21 protein-coding genes and 1 pseudogene are annotated in these 23,803 nt (G+C 75.0%); 19 read left to right on the forward strand and 3 right to left on the reverse strand.

Annotated features, from left to right (window positions below; all coding sequences use genetic code 11):
* The 3 genes and pseudogenes from AC5FZL_RS00335 to AC5FZL_RS00345 form a co-directional block, all read right to left on the reverse strand.
* Window positions 1-576, reverse strand: a pseudogene (locus AC5FZL_RS00335) (hypothetical protein); the annotation flags it as partial.
* Window positions 573-2,183: a GT4 family glycosyltransferase PelF gene (gene pelF / locus AC5FZL_RS00340; protein WP_493616566.1), complete on the reverse strand. Its 1,611-nt coding sequence runs from the start codon at window positions 2,181-2,183 to the stop codon at window positions 573-575. The pseudogene AC5FZL_RS00335 and the gene pelF, both read right to left, overlap by 4 nt.
* A complete protein-coding gene (locus AC5FZL_RS00345; protein ID WP_493616567.1) occupies window positions 2,180-4,381 on the reverse strand; it encodes a hypothetical protein in 2,202 nt (733 codons plus the stop codon). Before AC5FZL_RS00345 ends, pelF begins: the two co-directional genes overlap by 4 nt.
* Window positions 4,382-4,868: 487 nt before the next feature.
* Here AC5FZL_RS00345 and AC5FZL_RS00350 point away from each other — a divergent pair, with 487 nt between their 5' ends.
* The 19 genes from AC5FZL_RS00350 to AC5FZL_RS00440 all read left to right on the forward strand — a co-directional run bounded on the left by AC5FZL_RS00350 (window position 4,869) and on the right by AC5FZL_RS00440 (window position 23,799).
* Window positions 4,869-6,242, forward strand: a complete 1,374-nt coding sequence (locus AC5FZL_RS00350; protein ID WP_493616568.1) for a replication-associated recombination protein A — start codon at window positions 4,869-4,871, stop codon at window positions 6,240-6,242.
* A gap of 183 nt (window positions 6,243-6,425) precedes the next feature.
* Entirely contained in the window at window positions 6,426-7,052 is a 627-nt protein-coding gene (gene rpsD / locus AC5FZL_RS00355) for a 30S ribosomal protein S4 (protein ID WP_493616569.1), read from the forward strand.
* 253 nt (window positions 7,053-7,305) lie between these two features.
* Window positions 7,306-7,683, forward strand: coding sequence for a DUF948 domain-containing protein (locus tag AC5FZL_RS00360; RefSeq protein WP_493616570.1), 378 nt, complete (start codon window positions 7,306-7,308; stop codon window positions 7,681-7,683).
* Window positions 7,683-7,955: a DUF6167 family protein gene (locus tag AC5FZL_RS00365; RefSeq protein ID WP_493616571.1), complete on the forward strand. Its 273-nt coding sequence runs from the start codon at window positions 7,683-7,685 to the stop codon at window positions 7,953-7,955. The genes AC5FZL_RS00360 and AC5FZL_RS00365 overlap by 1 nt, the downstream gene beginning before the upstream one ends.
* 80 nt (window positions 7,956-8,035) lie before the next feature.
* Window positions 8,036-10,738 carry an alanine--tRNA ligase gene (gene alaS, locus AC5FZL_RS00370; protein WP_493616572.1) on the forward strand — a complete coding sequence of 901 codons (2,703 nt, stop codon included), beginning with the start codon at window positions 8,036-8,038 and terminating at the stop codon, window positions 10,736-10,738.
* Between the two features lie 7 nt (window positions 10,739-10,745).
* A complete protein-coding gene (gene ruvX, locus AC5FZL_RS00375) occupies window positions 10,746-11,237 on the forward strand; it encodes a Holliday junction resolvase RuvX (RefSeq protein ID WP_493616573.1) in 492 nt (163 codons plus the stop codon).
* A gap of 23 nt (window positions 11,238-11,260) precedes the next feature.
* The gene (gene mltG, locus AC5FZL_RS00380; protein WP_493616574.1) at window positions 11,261-12,391 is read left to right on the forward strand and encodes an endolytic transglycosylase MltG; all 1,131 of its coding nucleotides are present in this window, start codon (window positions 11,261-11,263) and stop codon (window positions 12,389-12,391) included.
* A gap of 21 nt (window positions 12,392-12,412) precedes the next feature.
* Window positions 12,413-13,267: a shikimate dehydrogenase gene (locus tag AC5FZL_RS00385; protein ID WP_493616575.1), complete on the forward strand. Its 855-nt coding sequence runs from the start codon at window positions 12,413-12,415 to the stop codon at window positions 13,265-13,267.
* An 88-nt stretch (window positions 13,268-13,355) separates the two neighbouring features.
* Entirely contained in the window at window positions 13,356-14,519 is a 1,164-nt protein-coding gene (locus AC5FZL_RS00390) for an EAL domain-containing protein (RefSeq protein WP_493616576.1), read from the forward strand.
* 104 nt (window positions 14,520-14,623) lie between these two features.
* Window positions 14,624-14,797 (forward strand): DUF1059 domain-containing protein, encoded by a 174-nt coding sequence (locus AC5FZL_RS00395; protein WP_493616577.1) that lies wholly within the window; start codon window positions 14,624-14,626, stop codon window positions 14,795-14,797.
* A 41-nt stretch (window positions 14,798-14,838) separates the two neighbouring features.
* Window positions 14,839-15,009, forward strand: a complete 171-nt coding sequence (locus AC5FZL_RS00400; RefSeq protein ID WP_493616578.1) for a DUF1059 domain-containing protein — start codon at window positions 14,839-14,841, stop codon at window positions 15,007-15,009.
* A gap of 104 nt (window positions 15,010-15,113) precedes the next feature.
* Window positions 15,114-17,249 (forward strand): putative bifunctional diguanylate cyclase/phosphodiesterase, encoded by a 2,136-nt coding sequence (locus AC5FZL_RS00405; protein WP_493616579.1) that lies wholly within the window; start codon window positions 15,114-15,116, stop codon window positions 17,247-17,249.
* Complete coding sequence (locus tag AC5FZL_RS00410) at window positions 17,246-18,094, forward strand: HDOD domain-containing protein (RefSeq protein ID WP_493616580.1); 849 nt, start codon at window positions 17,246-17,248, stop codon at window positions 18,092-18,094. Before AC5FZL_RS00405 ends, AC5FZL_RS00410 begins: the two co-directional genes overlap by 4 nt.
* Before the next feature lie 101 nt (window positions 18,095-18,195).
* Entirely contained in the window at window positions 18,196-19,293 is a 1,098-nt protein-coding gene (locus AC5FZL_RS00415; RefSeq protein ID WP_493616581.1) for a type IV pilus twitching motility protein PilT, read from the forward strand.
* Between the two features lie 2 nt (window positions 19,294-19,295).
* Window positions 19,296-20,513 (forward strand): type II secretion system F family protein, encoded by a 1,218-nt coding sequence (locus tag AC5FZL_RS00420; RefSeq protein ID WP_493616582.1) that lies wholly within the window; start codon window positions 19,296-19,298, stop codon window positions 20,511-20,513.
* A gap of 146 nt (window positions 20,514-20,659) precedes the next feature.
* Window positions 20,660-21,127: a type II secretion system protein gene (locus AC5FZL_RS00425; RefSeq protein ID WP_493616583.1), complete on the forward strand. Its 468-nt coding sequence runs from the start codon at window positions 20,660-20,662 to the stop codon at window positions 21,125-21,127.
* 100 nt (window positions 21,128-21,227) lie between these two features.
* A complete protein-coding gene (locus tag AC5FZL_RS00430; RefSeq protein WP_493616584.1) occupies window positions 21,228-21,788 on the forward strand; it encodes a prepilin-type N-terminal cleavage/methylation domain-containing protein in 561 nt (186 codons plus the stop codon).
* Window positions 21,785-22,477, forward strand: coding sequence for a PilW family protein (locus tag AC5FZL_RS00435; RefSeq protein ID WP_493616585.1), 693 nt, complete (start codon window positions 21,785-21,787; stop codon window positions 22,475-22,477). The genes AC5FZL_RS00430 and AC5FZL_RS00435 overlap by 4 nt, the downstream gene beginning before the upstream one ends.
* Before the next feature lie 17 nt (window positions 22,478-22,494).
* On the forward strand, window positions 22,495-23,799 hold the full coding sequence (locus AC5FZL_RS00440) for a hypothetical protein (protein WP_493616586.1): 1,305 nt from the start codon (window positions 22,495-22,497) through the stop codon (window positions 23,797-23,799).
* Window positions 23,800-23,803: the final 4 nt, after the last annotated feature.

Raw genomic sequence — 23,803 nt, forward strand, 5'->3', positions numbered from 1 at the left:
CAGGGAGACCGCCGCCGCGTACGCGACCCACGTGGCGCACAGGAGGGCCGCTGCGGCGACCGGCCAGCCGCCGGGCGTGCTGGCGGCCACCCCGGCACCGAGGGCGGCGGAGAGCACGAGCAGGACGGCGGTGGCCGTGGCCGCACGCCGCAGGCCGCTCTCGAGCTGCCCGGCCCCCGTGCGGGTCCATGCGATCGCGGCGACGGCCTGACCGCCGACCCAGCCCAGGGCGCCGGCGGTCTGCACCTCGACCGCTCCCACCCCCAGGGCGGCGACCAGGCCCGCAGCGAGCGCGGCGCCCGCCACGAGGAGCAGCGCCCGCCGCACCGACTCGTCGAGCCCGGAGGGCCCGTGCACCCGCCCACCGACGACCGGCGGGGCGGTGCGCACCAGCTGGGCGGCCAGGGCGAACACGTCCGGCGTGCCGTGGTGCTTGCGCGCCTGGGTGTCGCTGAGGCCCGAGGCCTCGAGGCGGGCGGCGACGTCGAAGACGTCGACCGCGCCGTGCGAGAGCGCCTGCGGTGCCCGCCCCTGGGCGGGCACGGGCAGGGCGATCGGCAGGGGAGCGCGCCTCATCGCAGGACCGCCTCGTCGTCCTCACGCAGGTCCAGCGGCGCGTCGTCGTCGGCGCGCAGGTCGAGCACCGCGGGGGGCCGCGGCACCGGGCCCGGCTGGAGCGGCACGGCGTCGAGCGCGAGGCCGGCCGGCAGCGCGGAGGCCATCGGCAGCACCCCCGCACCGACCGCCACGCCCGCGGCGACGGCCTCAGCGGTCTCGAGGTAGAGCCCCCGGTAGGCCGCGAGGGTCCGGTCGGCGGTGGCCGTGGCGAGCGCGTGGCGCCGCGCGGCCGCGCCCATCGCCCGCCGGCGGGCGGGGTCGGCGAGCAGCTCCAGGCAGGCCTCCGCGAAGGCCTCGGGGTTGCGCGCCGGCACGAGCGAGCCCGCCCTCCGCTCGGGGTCCAGGCACTCGGGGACGCCGCCGACGTCGGTGCTGACCGTGGGGCGACCGCACATCATCGCCTCGATGAGGGTGAAGGGCAGTCCCTCGGAGATGCTCGACATGGCCACCACCTGGCCCGCCGCGATCGCCGTGCGGCTGCTGGCGACGGCGCCCTCGAGGGTCGCCAGCCCCTGCAGGCCGAGGTCGGAGATGAGGGAGACCACGCTGTCGCGGTAGCGCTCGTTGCCCGCCGGCACGGGCCCGAAGATCCGCAGCCGGGCCTCCGGCATCCGGGCGTGGACCAGCGCGAAGGAGCGCACGAGGGTGTGCAGGTCCTTCAGGGGGTCGATCCGGCCGACGAAGCTGATCGTCGGAGCCTCCGGCTCGCCCTCCACCGGGGAGTACAGCTCGGGGGGCACGCCGTTGGGGATGGTGGTGACCCGCTGGGGGTCGACCCCCAGCCGCTCCTCCCACCTGCGGTTGAAGTCGGAGACCGGGACCACCCGCTCCGCCTCGCGGTAGGCCACCTCGCACAGCCGCCGGACGACGGCGGTGACGGCGCGGCGCTCGGCCCACGAGTAGTGCGCCTCCCGCAGGGCCAGGTAGCGCTCGCGCAGGTAGACCCCGTGCTCGGAGAGCAGCACCGGGGTGCCGTGCCGCCAGCGGGCGGTGAGCGCGACCAGCGCGGACGTGCCGTTGCCGGCCGCGTGCACGAGGTCGACCCGGGGCAGCGGGGCGTCGATCGCCGCCAGCAGGCGGTCGACCAGCGCCGCCGCGGCCACCGCCTCCGCCACGCTCATCGGTGGCAGGTCCGGGCAGCGGGCGGCCCACGCGCGCAGCAGGGCCGACGTCGACCCCTGCACCGCGAGCAGCCCGCTGAGCCGGGTCGCCGCCGCGACCTCCACGAGGCGGCGCAGGGCGGCGGCCGCCGCCTGCACCGACTGCTCGCCGTCGGGGGCCAGGGCGGCGTCCCACAGCTCCTGCAGCGCCTCCTGGGCCTCCCGGCTGCGGGCCGCCGTCGAGCGCGACCAGCGCGGCGCGGGGGTGGGGCCCCACAGCGGGTGCAGGAGCACCCGCTCGACGGTGGGGGGCATCGGCCAGACCGGGCGCTCGCGGCCGGTGGCGGTCAGCCCCAGCACCGTCCAGGAGTGCTCGGGCAGGCCCCGCACCAGCTGGTCGCACCACGTGCTGACCCCGCCGGTGGTGACCGGGTAGGTGCCCTCGGCGACCAGGGCGATCCTCATCGCTGCTCCACTCCCGCGGCCTCGGGAGCGCCGCTGGCGGCGTCCGGGACCTCGATCTCGACGGTGCTGGGCCCGCTCGGCGCCGCGATCCGGGCCGGGGCGGTGCTCGCGGCGCTCGGGGCGGCCGCGGTGGTGGCCGGCGCCGTGTAGCCGGGCGCGGCGGGGAGGGTGAGGGTGGCGCTGCCGCGGGCGGGCAGCTGGCCCCAGTCGGAGCGGCTGCCGGCGTAGGCGGTGCCGAAGGTCGCGGTGCCGAGCTTCGTGCCCTCGGGCGCGGACATCGGGACCCAGACCGAGCTCCCGGAGGTCGAGCGGACCGTCACCGTGGTGCCGACGAGCGTGGCGCTGATCGCCGACTTCGACGTCGTCCAGCCCTGCTGGCGCTGGATGGCGGTGCCCGCCTCGGTCATGGTCGGCACGACCAGCGGGGTGTTGGTCGCGAAGGCGGCCTTGTAGCGCGCCAGCACCTGGTCCAGCACCGGGTAGAGGATCCGGTCCTGGGTGATGTTGCTCTGGTGCGCGTAGTGCGGGCGCGGGTCGACGCCGGTGACGTGCTGCAGCGCGATCCGGGCCTCCAGCGGCACGATGTAGCTCGTGAAGCCGGTCGTCAGCGAGAGCGGCTTGATGCACGTCGTGGTCGCCGGGGAGGTCTCGCACAGGCCCGAGCCGCCGTTGGCCCGGCTCGTGTAGATCCAGTTGTACTCGTCGACCTCCTGCCGGGCGGTCGCGGCGTTGTAGAAGATGTTCATCGGGTGCCGCGGCACGGTCAGCGCGCTGCCGATCTGGCGCTGGGTGCTCTCCCGGCTGTTGTCCGAGGCGATCCAGGTGATGCCGCGACCGCTCAGCGCCGGCGCGAGGTAGGGGTTGTCGGTGGCCATCTGCGGGGCGCTCTTGAGGCCCGAGTGCTCACCGGTCACGAGCTCGCCGGCGCGGATCGGCAGCTTGTTCGTCGTGGCGAACGCGGTGTTCTGCTGGAGCTCCGCGTTGATCGTGGCCTGCGGGACCCAGCGGATGCTGCTGCCCGAGGTCGCGCAGCGCCACGGCTTCACCGAGAAGTCCTGCACGCAGCCCAGGTAGGGGTGGCTCCAGGTGTGGTTGATCCAGCGGAACTTCGTGGCCGAGCCCTTGAGCGCGTTCCACAGCGGGTCCTGGCCGCCGTTGTCGGCCTGGAACTCCGCGACGCCGGAGCCGTTGTAGGCGAGGTCCAGGGGCATCCGGCCGGTCTGCCAGGTGGCCAGGTGCGTGACGTCGGCCGCGGTCATCCGGGCCGTCGCGCCGGGCGCCGTCTCGGGGTAGCGCACGGGGTCGCAGTCGTCGCCGACGGTGCAGTTGCCGGTCTCGTTCCACAGCGAGTCCGGGAGCAGGACGTCGTCGACGTGGACGGAGAACCAGTTCCGGTACAGCCCCAGGTGCACGCCGCGGGTCATCCACTCCACGACGCCGTGGGCGAGGGTGCGGAAGTGCTGCTGGCTGCCGTTGGAGGCGAACGTGGTGACGAGCTCCTGGCGGCCGCCGCCAGAGTAGACGCCCATGAGGGTGCCGGTGGTGCTCGAGCCGGGGGCCTTGGCCGTGACGAGCGGGGTGAACGTCGTGCCGGCGGCGGGCGGGCTCACCGGCGTGGCCAGGTACCCGTAGGACTCGGTGACCGCGGGGTCGACGTCGTCCAGCGGGACGGAGCCGGTGAGGTAGCCGAAGCCGGCCGACTTCGCCGCCGCGGTGACCGTTGCGGTGAGGCCGTCGACCTTGCCGCTGTAGACCGGCGCGTTCAGCCCGATGGTGGCGTTGGGCCACGTGTAGGCGTCGACCTGGCGCACGCCGTAGCTGCGCTCGTAGTCGTGCAGGGCCGTCATCTCGGCGGTGCTCAGCTGGGGCGGGGTCTGCGAGGGCAGCACCACGGCCTGGTAGCGCCCGTGGGGCCCTGCGGCGTCCGGCACGGTGAGCGTGGCCGCCGTCACGGCGGCGCGGCCGGAGGCGTTGAGGTCGACGCGGTCGAAGGGCACGCCCTCGGCGTCGAGCCGGTCGGCGATGGCGTCCACCATCGCCGCGCCGTCGTCCAGGACGAGCACCTTGAGGTCGATGCGCGGCACGGGGGTGGCAGCCGAGGCCGGAGGCGCGAGCAGGAGCGTGCTCAGCAGGGCGAGCACCGCGGCGACGACGACCGCGCGCGGCGGTGCGCCTGCCGTGGAACGGTGGGTGGTCATGGCAGCCTCCGGGGTCGGGGGATGAGCGCGACCAGCGTCGAGTCCGCCCTGACTCGCTGGCTCCCCTCGCGCGGCGTAGGGGGCCTCCTGCATCTGGCGGAGCCCCCCTCCACAGCACGGGCGAGGGCGTCTCCACCAGATGGGGGAGGGGCGGGGCGGATCGACCTCCAGCGCGGAGGGGAGTCCGCACTGGGAGCGCTGGTGACGGTGCGTGACGGAACAGGCAGTCCCCGCGGGGGACGGCTCCGGCACCGGCTCCCGAGCGGGCTCGTGGGTCGTCACGGACCGTCGTGTCTCGGCCCCGATCCTGGCCGCGGGCGCCGGTGGATGTCACGCTGTGTCAGTCCTTCCGGTCTCCGGGGCAGAGCCGTTCCGGTGAGGGCGTGACGGCGCTCGGCGAGGTCCTCACCGACCGTGAGGCGCGCGCCGGCTCGCAGGGGTCCCGGTGGCTGCGGCGCCCGCTCGCCGCGCGCCTAGGCTCTCGGCCGTGGCCGACCTGTTCACCGCCGACGACGACGACGCGGAGGGCGCTGGCTCAGCGGGCTCGACGAGGGGGGCCGCGCGTGCCCCGCTGGCGGTGCGGATGCGCCCTCGCGGCCTGGACGACGTCGTGGGGCAGCAGCACCTGCTGGCGCCGGGGGCGCCGCTGCGCCGCCTCGTCGAGGGCGGGGACGGTCGGGCGGGACCGGCGTCCGTGATCCTCTGGGGGCCCCCGGGGACGGGGAAGACGACCCTGGCGCACGTGGTCTCCCGCGCGACCGGGCGCCGGTTCGTGGAGCTGTCGGCCGTCACCGCCGGGGTCAAGGACGTGCGCCGGGTCATGGAGGAGGCGCGCGACGGCCGCGACCTGCACCGCAGCCGCACGGTGCTGTTCCTCGACGAGATCCACCGCTTCACCAAGGCCCAGCAGGACGCCCTGCTGCCCGGCGTGGAGAACCGCTGGGTGGTGCTGGTCGCCGCGACCACCGAGAACCCGTCGTTCTCCGTCGTCGCCCCGCTGCTCTCGCGCTCGCTCCTGCTGACCCTGCGCGAGCTCGGCGACGACGACGTGCGCGCCCTGCTGGAGCGCGCCGTGGCGGACGAGCGGGGCCTGGGCGGCGAGGTGCGCCTGGAGCCGGCGGCCCTCGACCACCTCGTCCGCCTGTCCGGGGGCGACGCCCGCCGCGCGCTGACCGCGCTGGAGGCGGCGGCCGGCGCCGCGCTGGAGGAGAGCGACGAGCGGCCCGCCCCGGTCTCCCTGGCCGGCGCGGAGCGGGCGGTCGACGTGGCGGCGGTGCGCTACGACCGCGCCGGCGACCAGCACTACGACGTCGCCAGCGCCCTCATCAAGTCGCTGCGCGGCTCGGACGTCGACGCGGCCCTGCACTACCTGGCGCGCATGCTCGAGGCGGGGGAGGACCCCCGCTTCGTGGCCCGCCGGCTGGTCATCTCGGCCAGCGAGGACGTGGGGATGGCCGACCCCAGCGCCCTGCAGACCGCGGTCGCCGCCGCCCAGGCCGTGCAGCTCATCGGCATGCCCGAGGCGCGGATCGTGCTGGCCCAGGCCGTCGTCCACCTGGCCACCGCGCCGAAGTCCAACGCCGCCTACCGCGGGGTGGACGCCGCGGTGGCCGACGTGCGCGCCGGCCGCGGCGGGCCGGTGCCCCCGCACCTGCGCGACGCCCACTACGCGGGCGCCCAGCGGCTGGGCCACGGGCGGGCCTACCAGTACAGCCACGACGCCCCCCACGGCGTGGCCGCGCAGCAGTACGCCCCCGACGACCTGGTCGGCCGCGTCTACTACGAGCCGACCGACCGCGGCGTGGAACGGGACCTGCGCACCCGGCTGGAGCGCATCCGGGCGCTGCTGCGCCGGGCCTGAGCGTCCTGGGGCGCCCTCGGACTGCGGTAGTCTCGAGGCGGTCCTGCGGTGGGTGCTTCCTGCCCCGCCCGGACCTCGGGCTCCAGCAGCCGCGCTGGGAGCCGTCGTCAGTCGCTGATCGCCCCGTCGTCCCCGGACGTGCGGGTGTCGAGCACGAGTGCCCGCCCGAACGAGGAGATCCGCTTGTCCCACTCCGGTCGCAACCGCCGCACCGTCCGCCTCTCCCGCGCCCTGGGCGTGCCGCTGACGCCGAAGGCCGCGCGGTACTTCGAGGTCCGCCCCTACCCGCCGGGCGAGCACGGCCGCGCCCGTCGCCGCACCGAGAGCGAGTACGCCCTCGGTCTGCGCCAGAAGCAGCTGCTGCGCGCCCAGTACGGCATCCGCGAGACGCAGATGCGCAACACCTTCGACGAGGCGCGCCGCTCCCAGGGCCGCACCGGTGACGTGCTGGTCGAGCTGCTGGAGATGCGCCTCGACGCCCTCGTGCTGCGCGCCGGCCTCGCCCGCACCATCGCCCAGGCCCGTCAGGCCGTGGTGCACCGCCACATCCTCGTGGACGGCGTCCGCGTGGATCGCCCGTCCTTCCGGGTCACCCCGGGCCAGGTCGTGTCCGTGCACGCCAAGAGCGCGCAGATGACGCCGTTCCAGGTGGCCGCCGCCGGCGCCCACCGCGACGTCCTGCCCACGCTGCCCAAGTACCTCGAGGTCGACCTGGCCAACCTGCGGGCCACCCTGGTCCGCCGCCCCACCCGCGACGAGGTCCCCGTGACCTGCGACGTGTCCAAGGTCGTGGAGTACTACGCCCGCTGACGCACCTGCTCCACCGAGAGCGCCGGGACCCGCTGGGTCCCGGCGCTCTCGTGCGTCCGGGGGACGGCCCAGCGCCCACCGCTCCCGCCGCCGACCATGGAGGAGCCAGGGGTGCAGGTCCTCGGCCACCCTCGTCTTCTCCATGATCGACGCGGCTGGGCGGGTCGGGGAGCGGGCGGGGGACCGGCGGCGGGGTGCGGTGCCGGCGCGCGATAGGGTTCGACGTCCGCTCAGCCGTCGATCAAGGAGATCCATGTCCGTCGGAGACGTCGCGGGGCTGATCGCGGCCATCGCCTTCGCCATCCTGGTCATCCTGATGGCCGTCCCCCTGCTCAAGCTCGGCCGGGTGCTCGACGAGACCCGCACCACCATCAAGGGCATCTCCGACTCCACGGTGCCGCTGATCGGCGAGGTGACGACCACGGTCGGCCAGGCCAACGAGCAGATGGACAAGATCGACACCATCACCACGAACGCCGCGCAGATCACCACGAACGCCTCGGCGCTGACGGCGCTGTTCGCCGCCACGCTCGGCTCCCCGATCGTGCGCGTCGCCGCCTTCACCTACGGCGTGCGCCAGGCCGTGGGCGGGCGCCGCGCCGGGGCCGGCCGCGTGCGCCGGAGGGCGTGATGGGCCGCGTCTTCTGGCTCGGCGCCGGCCTGGCCGCCGGGGTGCTCGGCGTCCGCCGCGCCACCCGGGCCGCGCGCGCCTACACCCCCGCGGGCCTGCACGGGCGCGCCGAGGGCTGGAGCGAGCGCGCCAAGGACTTCGCCGCCGCCGTCCGCGAGGGCATGGCCGAGCGAGAGCAGGAGCTGCGCGTGGCCCTCGGGGTCGACGCAGGCACCATCGACGAGCAGACCGCACGGGAGCTGCTCGAGAAGCCGACGTCACCGCGGCACTGAGGCCCCGGGGCGCAGGCCCCAGCCCGCCGCCGTGCTCGGGCGTCACCGGAGGACCCGGCGCACGCCCAGGAGAGGGACCCATGGAGACCGCCGAGATCCGTCGGCGCTGGCTGCGCTTCTTCGAGGAGCGCGGCCACACCGTCGTGCCCAGCGCATCGCTGATCAGCCCCGACCCGACGCTGCTGTTCACCGTCGCGGGGATGGTGCCGTTCATCCCGTACCTGACGGGGCAGCAGAGCGCCCCGTACCCGCGGGCGACGAGCGTGCAGAAGTGCGTGCGCACCCTCGACATCGACGAGGTCGGCAAGACCACGCGCCACGGCACGTTCTTCCAGATGAACGGCAACTTCTCCTTCGGCGACTACTTCAAGGAGGGGGCGATCCGCTTCGCGTGGGAGCTGATCACCACCCCCCAGGCCGACGGCGGCTACGGCTTCGACCCCGAGAAGGTCTGGGCGACGGTCTACCTCGACGACGACGAGGCGGCGCGCCTGTGGCAGGAGGTCGCCGGGCTCCCGCCCGAGCGGATCCAGCGCCTGGGCATGGAGGACAACTACTGGTCCACCGGCCAGCCCGGCCCCGCCGGCCCCTGCTCGGAGATCTACATCGACCGCGGCCCCGAGTACGGCCCCGAGGGCGGCCCCGCGAACGACCCGACGGGCGACCGGTACCTGGAGATCTGGAACCTCGTCTTCATGCAGTTCCAGCGCGGGGAGGGCCAGGGCAAGGACTTCCCGATCCTGGGCGAGCTGCCGCGCAAGAACATCGACACCGGCATGGGCCTGGAGCGCGTGGCCTACCTGCTCCAGGGCGTCGACAACATGTACGAGATCGACCAGGTCGCCCCGGTGCTGCACCGGGCCGCCGCGCTGGCCGGCACCCGCTACGGCGCCGACGCCGAGGCCGACGTCCGGCTGCGCGTGGTCGCCGACCACGTGCGCGCCGCGCTGATGCTCATCGGCGACGGCGTCACCCCCGGCAACGAGGGCGGCGGGTACGTCCTGCGCCGGCTGCTGCGCCGCGCGGTGCGCTCCATGCGCCTGCTGGGCGTGGACGCCCCGACGCTGCCCGAGCTGCTGCCGGTCTCGCGCGACGCGATGTCGCCGTCCTACCCCGAGCTGGCCACGGACTTCTCCCGGATCAGCCAGGTCGCCTACGCCGAGGAGGAGGCGTTCCGGCGCACCCTGTCGGCCGGCACCGCGATCCTCGACCAGGCCGTCACCACTGCGCGGAGGGCCTCCGGCGGGGGGAGCGCGACGATCCCCGGCGAGCGCGCCTTCCAGCTGCACGACACCTACGGCTTCCCCATCGACCTCACCCTGGAGATGGCGGCCGAGCAGGGCGTCGCGGTGGACGCCGACGGCTTCCGGCGGCTCATGGGCGAGCAGCGCGACCGCGCGCGCGCCGACGCCCGCGAGAAGCGCTCGGGCCGCGCCGACACCTCCGTCTACCGCTCGGTGGCCGACTCCCTGGGCCGCGAGGTCGACTTCCTCGGCTACGACGTGCTGGCCTCCGAGGCGCGCGTGGTGGGGCTCCTGCGGGACGGCGCGAGCGTGCCCGTCGCCCTGGCCGGCGACGAGGTCGAGCTCGTGCTCGACCGCACCCCCTTCTACGCCGAGAGCGGTGGGCAGCTCGCCGACCACGGCCGGGTCACCGTGACCGGGCCGACCGGCACGCGGGCCGTCGTCGAGGTCGACGACGTCCAGCGGCCGATCCCGGGCCTGTGGGTGCACCGCGCCCGCGTGGTCTCCGGCGAGGTCGCGGCCGGCGACGCCGTCGAGGCGGTCGTGGACGCCAACCGGCGCCTGGCCATCGCCCGCGCCCACACCGCGACGCACCTGGTGCACCAGGGCATCCGCGACGCGCTCGGCGACACCGCCCGCCAGGCGGGCTCGGAGAACGCGCCCGGCCGCTTCCGGTTCGACTTCACGGCCTCCGCTGCGGTCGCGCCGTCGGTGCTCGCCGACGTCGAGGCCGAGGTCAACACCTTCCTCGCCGACGACCTCCCGGTCACCACGCAGGTGATGACCCTGGAGGACGCGCGGCGCACCGGGGCGATGGCCCTGTTCGGGGAGAAGTACGGCGACCGCGTGCGCGTCGTGTCCATCGGCGAGTGGTCGAAGGAGCTGTGCGGCGGCACCCACGTCGCGCGCTCGGGCCAGCTGGGGGTCGTGAGCCTGCTCGGCGAGCAGTCGATCGGCTCCGGGGTGCGCCGCGTCGAGGCCCTGGTCGGCCCCGACGCCCACAGCCACCTGGCGCGCGAGAGCGCCCTCGTCGGGCAGCTGACGACGATGCTCAAGGTGCGTCCGGAGGAGCTGCCGGACCGCATCTCCACCCTGCTCGACCAGCTCCGCGAGGCCGACAAGGCGATCGCCGCGGCGCGCACCCGCGAGGTCCTGGCGGGCGCCGGGCGCCTGGCCGCGGCCGCCGAGGAGGTCGGCGGGCTCTCGGTGGTCGCGGCGGACGCCGGCTCGCTGGGCTCCGCGGACGACCTGCGCACGCTCGTGCTCGACGTGCGTGGCCGCCTCGGCGAGGCGCCCGCGGTCGTGGCGCTGGCAGCGGTGGTGGGGGAGCGCCCGGTCGTGGTCGTGGCCACCACGGCCGCGGCCCGGGCGGCCGGCGTCCGCGCGGGCGCGCTGGTGCGCGTCGCCGCGCAGGCCCTCGGCGGCGGCGGTGGCGGCAAGGACGACGTGGCGCAGGGCGGCGGCACCGACGCGAGCGCGGTGCCGGGCGCGCTGGACGCCGTGCGGACCGCGGTGGCCGGGGCGGCCGGCGGTCGGTGAGGCCCTCGTGAGGCGCGGCGTCCGGCTCGGCGTGGACGTCGGGTCGGTGCGGGTGGGCCTGTCCGCCAGCGACCCCGACGGCATGATCGCCACGCCGGTGGAGACCCTGGCGCGCGACCTCAGGGGCGCGTCCGACCAGTCACGCATCGTCGACGAGGTCACCCGCAGGGAGGCGCTCGAGGTGGTGGTCGGGCTGCCCGTGTCGCTCTCTGGTCGCGAAGGCCCCGCGGCGAGCAGCGTCCGCGGCTACGCTGCGGAACTGGCCCGACGGGTCGCTCCGACCCCGGTGCGGCTCGTCGACGAGCGGCTGAGCACCGTCAGCGCCCACCAGGCGCTGAGGGCCTCCGGCCGGCGAGGACGCCAGCACCGCCAGGTCGTGGACCAGGTGGCGGCCGTGCTCGTGCTGCAGACCGCCCTGGACGCCGAGCGCGCGTCCGGCCGGCCACCGGGTTCGACGATCGATCCCGGCCCTGCACCGGAGCCGCCCGCTCCGGTCTGAGACCGATGAGGGGGGAACGGCGGATGAGCGGCCTGACCCTGATGGACCTGCCCAGCGCACCGCCCACCCGCTCCGGCCGGCGCGCCGAGGAGCGGCACGGCCGCACCCGCCGCCGCCGGCGCCGCAACCGCGGGCTGCTCGTGCTCCTGCTGTGCGTGGCCCTGTTCGGCGCCGCCGCGGTGGTCGTCGGCGGCCAGGTCCGGGGCCTGTACGCCCAGTGGACCGAGCCGAAGGACTACGCCGGCACCGGCAGCGGCACCGTCCAGGTGCAGGTCACCGCCGGCGCCTCCGGCCGCACCATCGCGCGCGCGCTCGTCGACGCCGGCGTGGTCAAGACCCCCGGGGCCTTCCTCGACGCCGCGGAGGCGGAGCCGCGCGCGGCCTCCATCCAGCCGGGCACCTACGCCCTGCGCGAGCAGATGAGCGGCGCCTCGGCGCTGGCCCTGCTCCTGGACCCCGCCTCGCGCCAGTCCTACCGCGTCGCGGTGCCGGAGGGCTTCACCGCCGCGCGCACCTACGAGCGCCTGGCCGAGGTGACCGGCACCGACGCCGGGCAGTTCGCCGCCGCGGCCGCCGACCCCGCGGTCGGGCTGCCGCCGGAGGCGGCGGGGGTCATCGAGGGCTACCTCTTCCCCGCCACGTACTCCTTCGACCTCGACGCCACCCCGGTGCAGATGCTCGCGACCATGGTCGACCGCGCCGAGCAGGCGCTGGACGGCCTCGCCATCCCCGCCGACCAGCGGCACGCGGTGCTGACCCGGGCGAGCATCGTCCAGGCCGAGGCCAGCGGCCCGGACGACATGGCCAAGGTGGCCCGGGTGGTGGAGAACCGCCTCGCGGACGGCATGCCGCTGCAGCTGGACACCACCGTCAACTACGCCAACGGCAAGACCGGCATCACGACCACGGACGCCGACCGGGCCAACCCGTCGCCGTACAACACGTACGTGCACACCGGCCTGCCGCCGGGCCCGATCGGCAACCCCGGCGAGGACGCGCTGCGGGCCGTGCTCGCGCCCGCGGAGGGCGACTGGCGGTTCTTCGTCGTGGTCGACCCCGACACCGGCGAGACGCTGTTCGCCCGCACCGGCGAGGAGCACGCGCGCAACGTCGAGCAGTTCCGGGCCTGGCTGCGGGAGAACCCGCAGGGATGAGCGCCCACGGATGAGCGCGCGGTGAGGGCCGCCGTCCTGGGCCACCCCGTCGGGCACAGCCTCTCGCCGGTCCTGCACGCCGCCGCCCACGCGGCGCTCGGCCTGCAGGGCTGGGAGTACGGCGTGCGCGACGTCGACGCCCACGAGCTGGCGCCGCTGCTCGAGCAGGCGGGGGCGGAGTGGGCCGGGTTCAGCCTCACGATGCCGCTCAAGCAGGTCGTCATCCCCCTGCTCGCGCAGGTGAGCCCCCTCGCCGACGCCGTGGGCGCGGTCAACACCGTCGTGCCGGTGCCCGGCACCTCCGGTGCGCGGGTGCGCTGGCGCGGGGACAACACCGACGTCCACGGGATCGTCGCCGCCCTCTGGGAGGGCGGCGTGGAGCAGGCGGGCAGCGCCGCCGTGCTCGGCGGCGGCGCCACCGCCGCCTCGGCCCTGGCCGCCCTCGCCCGGCTCGGGGTCACCCGCCCGACGGTGTACGTGCGCTCCCCCCAGCGGGCGAGCGCGCTGCACGAGGTCGCCGAGCGCCTGGGCGTGGAGCCGGAGGTCGCCCCCTGGGAGCGCGCCCCGCGGGTCCTCGACGCCGACGTCGTGATCTCCACCGTGCCGGCCGGGGCCGCCGACGGGCTGGCCGCCCAGCTGGGCGGGCCGGCCAGCGCGGGCCGCCGCCCGCGCGGGGTGCTGCTCGACGTCGTCTACGCCCCGTGGCCCACGGCGCTGGCCCGGGCCTGGGAGGGGCGCGGCGGCACCGTGGTCGGCGGCTTCTCGATGCTGCTGCACCAGGCGGGGGAGCAGGTCCGGCTCATGACCGGACGCCCGGCGCCGCTGGAGGCGATGCGCGAGGCGGGCGAGGCGGAGCTCGCCGCGCGCAGCCGGTGACGCCTCCCGGGTGACGCCTCTCGGGTGACGGCTCGGGTCCAGGCCGTCGATGGGCTCAAGATGGGCGGCGCAGGGCCGACATGACACCGTGAGCAGGCTGCGGGACGATGAGGCGGTCGCGTCGACGACGCCCGCGCCCAGCCCCGACGACCCGCCCGCGGTCGCCGAGGACGCGCTGGCGGCCGTGGTGCGCACCCTGCGCCACCCCGACTCCCTCGCGCTGCACCTGCAGCCGATCGTCGACCTCGTCCGCGGCACCGTCGTGGGCCACGAGGTCCTCTCCCGCTTCGGGGCCGTCGGTCCCGAGGCCGTCTTCGCCGCCGCCGAGGCCGTCGGGCGCGGCGCCGCGCTGGACGCCCTCGTGCTCGAGCGCGCGGCGGCCCTGCTGCCCGGCCTCGCCGAGGACCAGTTCCTCACCGTCAACGCGAGTCCGCTGCGCTGGACCGAGCCGGAGTGGTGCGAGCACGTCACCGCGGTCGCCGACCGCCACGGCGGGCTGCGGCGCGTGGTGGTGGAGCTGACCGAGCACATCCCCTACGCCGACATGCCCGCGGTGCAGCGGGGCCTGGCCCACCTGCGCGAGCTCGGCGGCATGGTCGCGCTCGACGACGCGGGCACCGGCTACTCGGGGCTGCTGCAGCTCTCGGAGCTGCGCCCGGACATCGTCAAGGCCGACCGTGCGCTGGTCACCGCGGTGGACATCGACCCGGTGAAGTCCTCCCTGCTGGAGCTGCTGGGCACCTACGCCGGACGCCTGGACGCCTGGCTGCTGGCCGAGGGCGTGGAGACGGCCAACGAGCTGTCGGCCCTCGTGCGCCTGGGGGTGCCGCTGGGCCAGGGCTACCACCTGGGGCGGCCGGGGCCGGCGCCGGTCCAGGTGCCCGAGGTCGTGCGCGAGCGGATCCGCCAGCACAACCACGACCAGGCCATGGCCGACACGCTCGCCGGGGTGGTCACGGCCCCGGCCGTGCTGCTCGACGGCGACGACCCGCCGCCGGGCGCGGCCCTGGCCGTCGTCGTCGACGAGCACGGCGGACCGGTCGCCCTGCAGCCCGCGGGGGAGGCCCGCCGCCCGGTGACGCTGCGCTGCCACCTCACCGAGCCGGTCGTCGAGGTGGCCCGCCGCGCGATGAGCCGCGACCCCCAGTTCCGCTTCGACCCCGTCGTGGCCGTCGACACCCGCGGCCGCCTGGCCGGCGCCGTGACGGTCGACGAGCTCGTCATGCACCTGGCGCGGCAGCGGATGGGCTGAGCACCCGATCGGGGGCTCCCGGCCCCCGCACCTCGCCGACGCCCGTCGGCTGCCGATGAGCACCTCGACCCCCGACCACGGGGCTCGACCACCTGAGGAGACCCATGAAGCGCTTCGCCTGCGGGGACGTCGTCCCCGGCTGCACCACCACGTTCCTCGAGGCGAGCGAGGAGGCCGTCCTCAGCGCGGTCGCCCGCCACGCCGCGCACGCCCACGGCGTGGCGAGCCCGACGGCCGAGCTGGTCGACGCCGTCCGCTCGCACATCCGCGCCGCCTGAGCCGGCCCGGCCCACCCGACCCCACACCTGGAGGACCACCCGTGAAGACCTTCGCCTGCGGCGACATCATCCCCGGCTGCGACGCGGCCGTGACGGCTGCCACCGCGGCGGAGGTCCACGGGTGGGCCGCCGTCCACGCGGTCGAGGCCCACGCCAGCCGGCCCACCCCGCAGATGCACGCCGCGGTCACCGCGGCGATGCGCACGCTCTAGGCCCTGCCCGGACCAGACCGCCCGACCCCCGCCCCGTTCCCGTGGTCCTTCCACGCCCCGCGGTCCCCGTTCCCCGAGGGGCCGTCATCGACAGAGGAGAGCTCGTGACGTCCCAGGTGCTGGCGTTCCCCGCCGGCCGGCACGCCGGTGAGGAGGTGCTCCCGGAGGTCGTCCGCACGCTGGTCCACGGTGCGGTCCACGCCGCCGAGCCCATCCTCGTCGTGTGCGCCGACGGGGTGCGGCTCGCGCTGGAGACGGCCACGGTGGTCTGGGCGAACCGGGCCACGGCGGACCTGCTCCACTCCGAGGGCGCCCAGCTGGTCGGGCGCCCCGTGCACCGCCTGCTCGCCCCCGTGGCGCCCGGCCGCTTCCGCCCGGAGGTGCTGCGCCGCGAGCGCGCCGCCACCGCACCGATCACCGTCCAGGCCGCCGACGGCTCGCGGGTCGACGTCGTCCTGCGGGCGGTGCCCACGCCGGCCACCGGCCTGTGGGTGCTGTCCCTGCGCGCGGTGGAGACCGCTGCCGAGCGGGCCGCGCAGGAGGCGCTGGCCGCGCACGAGCGGCGCTTCGCGGCGCTGTTCGAGCGCAGCCCCGTGCCGACCGTGCTCTCCGACGCCGGGATGCGGCTCGGGCACGTCAACGACGCCTTCTGCATCCTCATGGGAGGCACCGCCGACGCCCTGCTGGGCACCGGGTGGCTGGAGCGGGTGCACGAGGACGACCTGTCCGGCGTGGTGGAGTGCGTGCAGCTCGTGCTGTCCGGCTCCGACGCCGAGATGCCCGCGCGGATCGTGCGCGCCGACGGGGAGCAGCGCTGGGTGCACCTGCGCCTGGCCCCGGCGTCCAACCCCGGCCAGGGCGCGGGGTTCGTGGGCACCGTCGAGGACGTCACCGAGCGCCGCGCCTTCGAGCACCGGCTCTCCCACCAGGCCCGCCACGACGCGCTCACCGGCCTGCCCAACCGCAACCACCTCATCGAGGTGATGACCGAGCGGCTGAGCCGCCGCAGCGGCCGCACCTCCCCGATGACGTGCATGTTCATCGACCTGGACAACTTCAAGCTGGTCAACGACAGCCTCGGCCACGACGCCGGCGACCGCCTCCTGGTCACCGTCGCCCGCCGGCTCACCGCCGCCGTCGGCGAGCGCGACGTCGTGGCCCGCTGGGGCGGGGACGAGTTCGTCGTGCTCTGCGACGGCCTGCCCGACGACGCCGCGGCCCTGGCGATGGCCGAGGAGCTCGTGCGCCAGCTCCAGGCCGGCCTGAGCCTGGACGGCGTGGTCTTCCGCGTCACCGGCAGCGTGGGCGTGGCCCGCGTCATGCCCGAGCACAGCACCCCCGAGGAGGTGCTCCAGGACTGCGACATCGCGATGTACCGGGCCAAGGCCAGCGGGCGCAACCGCGTCGCGCTGTGCGACGCGGCCGCCCGCCGCGACGCCCGGGAGGCGCTCACCCTGGTCACCGACCTCCGCCAGGCGCTCGCCGAGGAGGCCCTCACCGTCGTCTACCAGCCGGTGGTCTCCATCGACGACCCCGACGAGGTGCCGGCCGTGGAGGCCCTCGTCCGCTGGCACCACCCCGAGCGCGGCTGGGTCGAGCCCGAGCGCATGGTCCGCGCCGCCGAGGAGAACGGGCTCATCGACGTCCTCGGCGTGCACGTGCTGCGCGAGGCGTGCCGGCAGATGGCCTCCTGGGTCGGGCTGCTGGGGGAGCGGGCCCCGGGCAAGGTCAACGTCAACCTCTCCGCGATCCAGCTGATGGACCCGCGCGTGGTGGACGTGGTGCGCGGGGTGCTGGCCGAGACCGGCCTGGCGCCGTCCCTGCTGTGCCTGGAGATCACCGAGTCGGCCCTCATGGCCGAGCCGTTCGCCTGCCGCGAGCGGCTGCTGCGGCTCAAGGAGATCGGCGTGCGCATCGCCGTGGACGACTTCGGGACCGGCTACTCCTCGCTCGCCTACCTGCGCCAGCTGCCGGTCGACTTCCTCAAGGTGGACCGCTCGTTCGTGCAGGAGCTGCGCGAGGGCCACCCCGAGGTGACCACGGCCGTGGTCGGCCTGGCGCACAGCCTGGGGCTCGAGGCCATCGCCGAGGGCGTCGAGCACCTCGACCAGGTGCCCCTGCTGCAGGCGCTCGGCTGCCGCATGGCGCAGGGCTGGCTGTACGCGCGCCCGATGACCTCCGAGCAGCTCGTCGCCTGGCGCGCGGGCACCGACGTCCCCGAAGGAGCGGAGCAGGCGTGAGCGAGACCGTGCACGAGGCGCCGGAGGAGGCCGTGGACGGCGTCGGCGTCACCCTGGCCGACCTGCTCGACACCGTCGACGACCTCGCGGCCAGCCGCCCGGCCGCCGCGCGCGTGGTGGCGATGACCGACGACGACAACGCCGGCTCCAAGGAGCTGGCGCAGGCCCTCATGGCCGACGTGACCCTCACCGCGCGGGTGATGCGACTGGCGAACAGCGCCTACTACGGCCTCGGCGGGCGCGTGGGCACGGTGGTCTTCGCCGTCACCGTCGTCGGGTTCTCCACGGTGCGCGCGATGGCCGCCGTCGCGGTGGCCGGCCTGGACTCCGACGACGCCCTGCCGGAGGACTTCTGGACGCGCTCGAAGGCGACCGCGGTCGCCTCCGGGGAGCTGGCCGGCGCCTTCGGCCTGCCGACGGCCGACATGTTCTGCCTGGGCCTGCTGTCCTCGGTCGGGCAGGCGATCCTGTGCCAGCACGACGTGGCGGGCTACACGGCCCTGCTGGCCTCGGAGGAGGTCGCCACCGGCGGGCGCAGGGCCCTCATGGCGGCCGAGCGCGAGCGCTACGGGTTCCGGCACACCGAGGTCTCCGCGGCGGCCCTGTCGTCGTGGAGCTTCCCGCGCGACCTCGCCGAGGCGCTGCACCACGTCGACCGCGACGACGCCACGGACTCGCCGTGGGCGGTGTGCCTGCGCACGGCCATGGAGGTCGCCACGCGCCTGACCTCACCGGAGGCTCCCCGCCGGCCGGTCGAGGAGGTGTCCGGCGGCGTCGTCGGCGAGGACCGGCTGGAGCTCCTGATGCCCCGGATCACGGACGCCATCAGCGTCTCGGAGTGGTGAGCACGACCCGCTGGCCCTGATCCCTCAAGCCCCCCACCGGCTCAGCCGATGGACAGGCGTCGAGGGGCGCAGACCGCTGCGCTCCGGAGGAGGAGGCCCGAGTGGAGACGCTCGCAGAGGTCAGCGCCGGACCGGTGGACATCACGGCGGCTCTCGAGGCGATGCTCGCCGCTGGCGCCTCGGACCTGCACCTGACGGCCGGGGCGCGCCCCATGGTGCGCGTGCACGGCGAGCTGCACCCGCTGGAGGAGTTCGACGTCCTCACCCCGCAGGCGCTCGAGGAGCCGGTCCTGGGGCTGCTCGACCAGCGCCAGCGCGCGCGGTTCGCCGAGACGCTCGAGCTGGACTTCGCCCACTCCCTGCCCGGGCGGGCGCGCTTCCGCGTCAACGTCTACCGCCAGCGCGCGTCGGTCGGGGCGGCGTTCCGGCTCATCCCCTTCGACATCCGGCCGCTGGAGGACCTCGGCGTCCCGCTCTCGATCGGCGCCTTCGCCACCCTGCCGCGCGGCCTGGTGCTCGTCACCGGGCCGACCGGCTCGGGCAAGTCGACCACCCTGGCGGCGCTGATCGACCGCGCCAACCGCACCCGGCGCGACCACATCATGACCGTCGAGGACCCCATCGAGTTCCTCCACTCCCACCGCTCGTGCCTGGTCAACCAGCGCGAGGTCGGGGTGGACACCTGGTCCTACGCCGCGGCGCTCAAGCAGGTGCTGCGCCAGGACCCGGACATCATCCTCGTGGGGGAGCTGCGCGACCTGGAGACCATCTCCGTCGCCCTGACCGCCGCCGAGACCGGCCACCTCGTCTTCGCGACCCTGCACACGCAGGACGCCGCCCAGACGGTGGACCGGATCGTCGACGTCTTCCCGGCCGACCAGCAGGCCCAGGTGCGGGTGCAGCTCGCCGGCGTCCTGCAGGGCGTGGTCTGCCAGACCCTCTGCAAGACCGCCGACGGCAGCGGCCGGGTCGTGGCCACGGAGGTCATGGTGACCACCCCCGCGATCCGGAACCTCATCCGGGAGAACAAGACCACGCAGATCACCTCCGCGATGCAGGCCGGCGCGCAGCACGGGATGCACACCCTCGACCAGCACCTGGCCGAGCTCGTGCGCACCGGGGCGATCACCCCCGCGCAGGCCCAGGAGAAGTCCCCGAACGCGCTCGCCGCCGCTCACCGCACGGCCGGGAGGCCCTGACCATGTCGACCACCACGACCTTCGAGTACCGCGTCCGCGACCGCTCCGGGAAGCTCATCACCGGCAAGCTCGACGCGCCCAACCAGTCGGCGCTCATCGGGCGCCTGCGGGAGCAGGGCTACGCGCCCCTGTCGGTGAAGCAGGCCGGCACCGGCCTGCAGCGCGAGATCACCCTCCCCGGCAGCGACCGGGTCGGGCTCAAGGACCTCACCGTCATGGCGCGCCAGCTGGCGACCATGGTCGGTGCCGGCCTGTCCCTGGTGCGCGCCCTGGCGATCCTCGCCGAGCAGAGCGAGAGCAAGCCGCTGGCCAAGGTGCTCGCGGCGGCGCGCGGCGACGTCGAGGCCGGCATCAGCCTGTCCACGGCGCTGGCCCGCCACCCCCGGGTGTTCACGCCGCTGGTGGTGAACATGGTCCGCGCCGGCGAGGTCGGCGGGTTCCTGGACACCACCCTCCTGTCGATCGCCAGCAACCTCGAGTCCGAGCTGAAGCTCCGCGGCAAGATCAAGTCGGCGATGACCTACCCGGCGGTCGTCTTCGTCATCGCGATCCTCGCGGTCGTCGGCATGCTGCTCTTCGTCGTCCCGATCTTCACGTCGATGTTCGCGGGTCTGGGCGCCGAGCTGCCGCTGCTGACGCGCGTGCTCGTGGCCGCCTCCGACGCCATGGTCTGGGCGGCCCCCCTGGGGCTCGTGCTCGCCGGCGCGGGCGCCGTCCTCTGGCGGCGCTACGGCCAGCACCCGCGGGTGCGGGCGAGGGTCGACCCGGTCCTGCTCAAGGTGCCGGTCTTCGGCGAGCTGACCCGCAAGGTGGCCATCAGCCGGTTCACCCGCAACCTCGCGACGATGATCCGCTCCGGCGTGCCCATCCTCCAGAGCCTGGAGGTCGTGGGCGGCGCCAGCGGCAACGCCGTCATCGAGGCCGCCGTGCGCGACGTGCAGGACAGCGTGCGCCGCGGGGAGTCCCTGTCGGCCCCCCTGGCGCGCCACCCCGTCTTCCCGCCGATGGTCGTGCACATGCTCGCCGTGGGCGAGGACACGGGTGCCACCGACGCGATGCTCGAGAAGGCGGCCGAGTTCTACGACGCCGAGGTCGAGGCGACGTCCGACGCCCTGACCAGCCTCATCGAGCCGCTGATGATCGCGTTCCTCGGCGGTGTCGTCGGCTTCGTCGTCGTGGCGATGTACCTGCCGATGTTCAGCATGTTCAACCACATCTAGTGAGGGCGCCGTCACCCGTTCGGCGCAGCGCCGCGCGGTGATGTGCACCCCGGCCTCAAGAGGCCCCCGTCCCGTCCGATGAATCCCATGTCAGAGAGCCGTGCCAGATGCGGGCGGCTCCATCGCACAGCCAAGGAGCAGAAAGCATGATCGCTCGCATCCGCAGGACCGTCGAGGAGAAGGACAAGGGCTTCACCCTCGTCGAGCTCCTGGTCGTCATCGCCATCCTCGGCATCCTGACCGCCATCGCGGTCCCGACCTTCCTGAACCAGCGGAACAAGGCCTACGACGCCGCCGCGAAGTCCGACGTCGCGAACATCGGCCGCGAGGTCGCCACCTACTTCGTGGACAACGGTCCAGTGACGAACCAGGACCTGTTCAACGAGCCCAGCACGACGGAGAACGGCTCCTGGTGGATGGCGACGTCGAAGACCGGCACTCGCATGCTGGAGGGCACGCTCTCCAAGGACGCGTACCTGCCGACCGATGCAGCCGCGCGTGCCCGTTTCGCCAGCTCGACCAACTGGTGCGTCGCCGTGACCAGCAAGAGCGGCTCGGTGTTCAAGTACACCCAGGCCGGCCCTGCTGAGAAGGCCTGCAACGTCACCGCCTGATCCACCTGACGCCGACGGGCGGTTGCCACCAGGCAGCCGCCCGTCGGCGTCACCGCACCTGACCCACCCGACCAGCCCGACCGCCCGTGAGGAGGACCGCATGGACACCACCCGGCTCTTCCGCCGTCCTCCCGGGGACGACGAGGGGTTCAGCCTGGTCGAGGTGATCGTCTCGATCCTCGTCCTCACCGTGGCCCTGCTCGCCCTGGTCCCGGTGCAGGCGAAGGCGCTCGGCGCCGTCACCGCGGCGGCGCAGCGCCAGCAGGCCACGGCGTACGCGCAGCAGGCGGTCGAGCGGGTGCGTGCGCGTGCCGCCACCGACGCCGGGTTCACCGCGGTCAGCAAGGGCCGCCGACCGGACGCCGGCGATGCCGGTGTGGCCGCCTGCACGTCGTCCTGCACGCTCACCCTCGGGAACGGGGCGGCCGAGGCGCTGAGGGCCCCGTCGAACGGCACCGCCCCGGACTCGGCGCTGCTGACCTGGACCTCGCCCGACGGGCGCTACACCACCCGCCTGTACGTCATCGCGCCCGCGTCGGCGAGCACCGTGCTGGTCGGGCTGGCGGCCGTCACCACGTGGTCCGCCCCGAGCACCGGCGCCGCCCCGCGCCGGGTGGCCGTGCGCACCCAGGTCGCCGCCCCGGTGGCGGTGCAGTCGTGACCGCCCGCCTCCGGCGCCCGGCCGGGCCCGCCGACGAGGGGCTCACCCTCGTCGAGCTGCTCGTCACCATGGTCATCGCCGCCACGGTCCTGCCGCTCGTGTTCGCCGTCGTCATCGGCGCGCAGACGCGCACGGAGAGCACCGCGCGGACGGCCGACGCCACCGGCGACGTCCGGCTCGCGCTGCAGACGCTGGAGCGCCAGGTGCGCGCCGGGTACGGGCCGCTGCCGGCGGCCGCGACCGACGGGCGCGCGTTCGGCTACTGGACGGCGCTGGACGCCAGCGGCGACCCGATCCTCCCGACCGGGTCGCCGCGGACGGTGACCGGACGGTGCGTCCAGTTCAAGATCGACGGGAGCGTCCTGCGCACCCGGGCGTTCACCGCCAGCACCAACCCCACGCGCCCGGCGTGGGCGAGCGCGCCCGTGGTGGCCTCCGGCCTGACCGACGCGGCCAGGTTCGTGGTCAGCCCGAACACGTCCGCCACCGCGGCCGATCCCACCGCGACGACCAGCGCCTCGTCCGTGGCCGTGCACCTCGTGGCCCGGCGCGGCACGGGGAAGGGCGTCGGCAAGGACGTCACGGTCGACAGCGTCCTCACGCCGCGCAACGCCATCCCCACCAACGCCGTCGGCCGGTCCACGTCCGGCGTGCTCCGCGGCGTCCCCGCCTGCGCCGTCTACAGCTGAGAGGACCGGACGAGACGATGACCGGGACCACACGACGCGCGCGCGCCCTGCGCGCGCTGCTGGGCCGCGCCCGCCGCGGCGACGAGGGGTTCACCCTGCTCGCCGCGATCGTCATGGCCTCGGTGTGCCTGCTCCTCGCCACCACGGTGACCGCCGTGGCCGTGCGCAGCGCCCAGGACGCGGGCCGCGCGCAGGCGCGCACCGACGCGCAGTCCGCCGCCGAGGGGGCGCTCGACGAGGCGCTCCTCACCCTCAAGGGCCTCGACATCCGCACCCAGAGCGCGACCATCACGTGCGACGTCCTCGGCCGGCCGGTGCGCGCGGCCACGGGGACGATGTCGGTCGACGTGCGCTTCCGCTTCTACCGCAGCCAGGCCGACCGCAAGACGCCCCGGACCACTCCCGACGCCTGCCCGCTGACGAACCGCGTGCCGTACGTCAAGGTCGAGGTGACCGCGACGGCAACGCACACCGTCGGGGCCACGACGTCGAGGCGCTCCACGGAGGCGGTGATGCTCCTCGACGCGCCCAACACGACGGACTACGCCCTCTACAGCCCGGCGCCGGTGTCCCTGCCGCTCGACGCCGTCATCACGGGCAACCTCTACACGGACGGCGTCCTGGCGTGCCCGGAGGGCGCGGTGGTCGTGGGTGACGTCGTGGCGGAGTCGACCGACAAGAAGCAGTGCAAGGTGCAGGGGGGCGGCAACGTCAAGAAGCCGCCGACGCCTCCGGACGAGGTCATGCCCTACCTGGCCTACGACCAGGCCGACTGGGACGGTGCGCAGTTCGTGTACCCGGCGCAGCTCGGGGGCAGCTGCTCGAACACCCTCTACTCGGACTACTACTTCCCGCCGAAGCCGACGGTGATCGACGGCAGGAAGAACAACGGCGCCGTCTGCCCCGTCTTCACCCTGCAGAACCTGCGCATGTTCGTGCAGAGCGACGTGACGCTGTTCGCCAACGCCTTCGACTCCACGAACTTCGAGGTGTTCAGCCTCGACGGGAAGCCCCACACGCTCCGGGTGATCATCCCGGCCAGCAGCACCACCGACGTGTGCGGCAGCAGCGGAGCGACGGCCTCCACCGTCGCCTTCCGCGGCGTGACGAAGCTCAACGCCGGCATCTCGATGTTCATCTACACGCCCGGGACGACGACCCTCGCCGGCAGCGTGACGATGACCGGAGCCATCGCCGCCTGCCGGACGAGCCTCACCGGCGCCCTGAGCTTCGGCTACGACGCAGCAGCGCTGCCGCCCGGCCTGACCGCGACGGCGTACAGCCCCAGCAGCCTGGGCAAGACCGACGCCACCACCGGCTGACGCC

This window comes from Quadrisphaera sp. DVD1, assembly GCF_058932755.1.

Bases quoted from the DNA above. Each gene is read 5' to 3' on its own strand.
- pelF (WP_493616566.1), bottom strand. From the start codon at position 2,183: ATGAGGATCGCCCTGGTCGCCGAGGGCACCTACCCGGTCACCACCGGC.
- AC5FZL_RS00345 (WP_493616567.1), bottom strand. From the start codon at position 4,381: ATGACCACCCACCGTTCCACGGCAGGCGCACCGCCGCGCGCGGTCGTC.
- AC5FZL_RS00360 (WP_493616570.1), top strand. From the start codon at position 7,306: ATGTCCGTCGGAGACGTCGCGGGGCTGATCGCGGCCATCGCCTTCGCC.
- AC5FZL_RS00365 (WP_493616571.1), top strand. From the start codon at position 7,683: ATGGGCCGCGTCTTCTGGCTCGGCGCCGGCCTGGCCGCCGGGGTGCTC.
- alaS (WP_493616572.1), top strand. From the start codon at position 8,036: ATGGAGACCGCCGAGATCCGTCGGCGCTGGCTGCGCTTCTTCGAGGAG.
- mltG (WP_493616574.1), top strand. From the start codon at position 11,261: ATGAGCGGCCTGACCCTGATGGACCTGCCCAGCGCACCGCCCACCCGC.
- AC5FZL_RS00395 (WP_493616577.1), top strand. From the start codon at position 14,624: ATGAAGCGCTTCGCCTGCGGGGACGTCGTCCCCGGCTGCACCACCACG.
- AC5FZL_RS00420 (WP_493616582.1), top strand. From the start codon at position 19,296: ATGTCGACCACCACGACCTTCGAGTACCGCGTCCGCGACCGCTCCGGG.
- AC5FZL_RS00425 (WP_493616583.1), top strand. From the start codon at position 20,660: ATGATCGCTCGCATCCGCAGGACCGTCGAGGAGAAGGACAAGGGCTTC.
- AC5FZL_RS00430 (WP_493616584.1), top strand. From the start codon at position 21,228: ATGGACACCACCCGGCTCTTCCGCCGTCCTCCCGGGGACGACGAGGGG.
- AC5FZL_RS00440 (WP_493616586.1), top strand. From the start codon at position 22,495: ATGACCGGGACCACACGACGCGCGCGCGCCCTGCGCGCGCTGCTGGGC.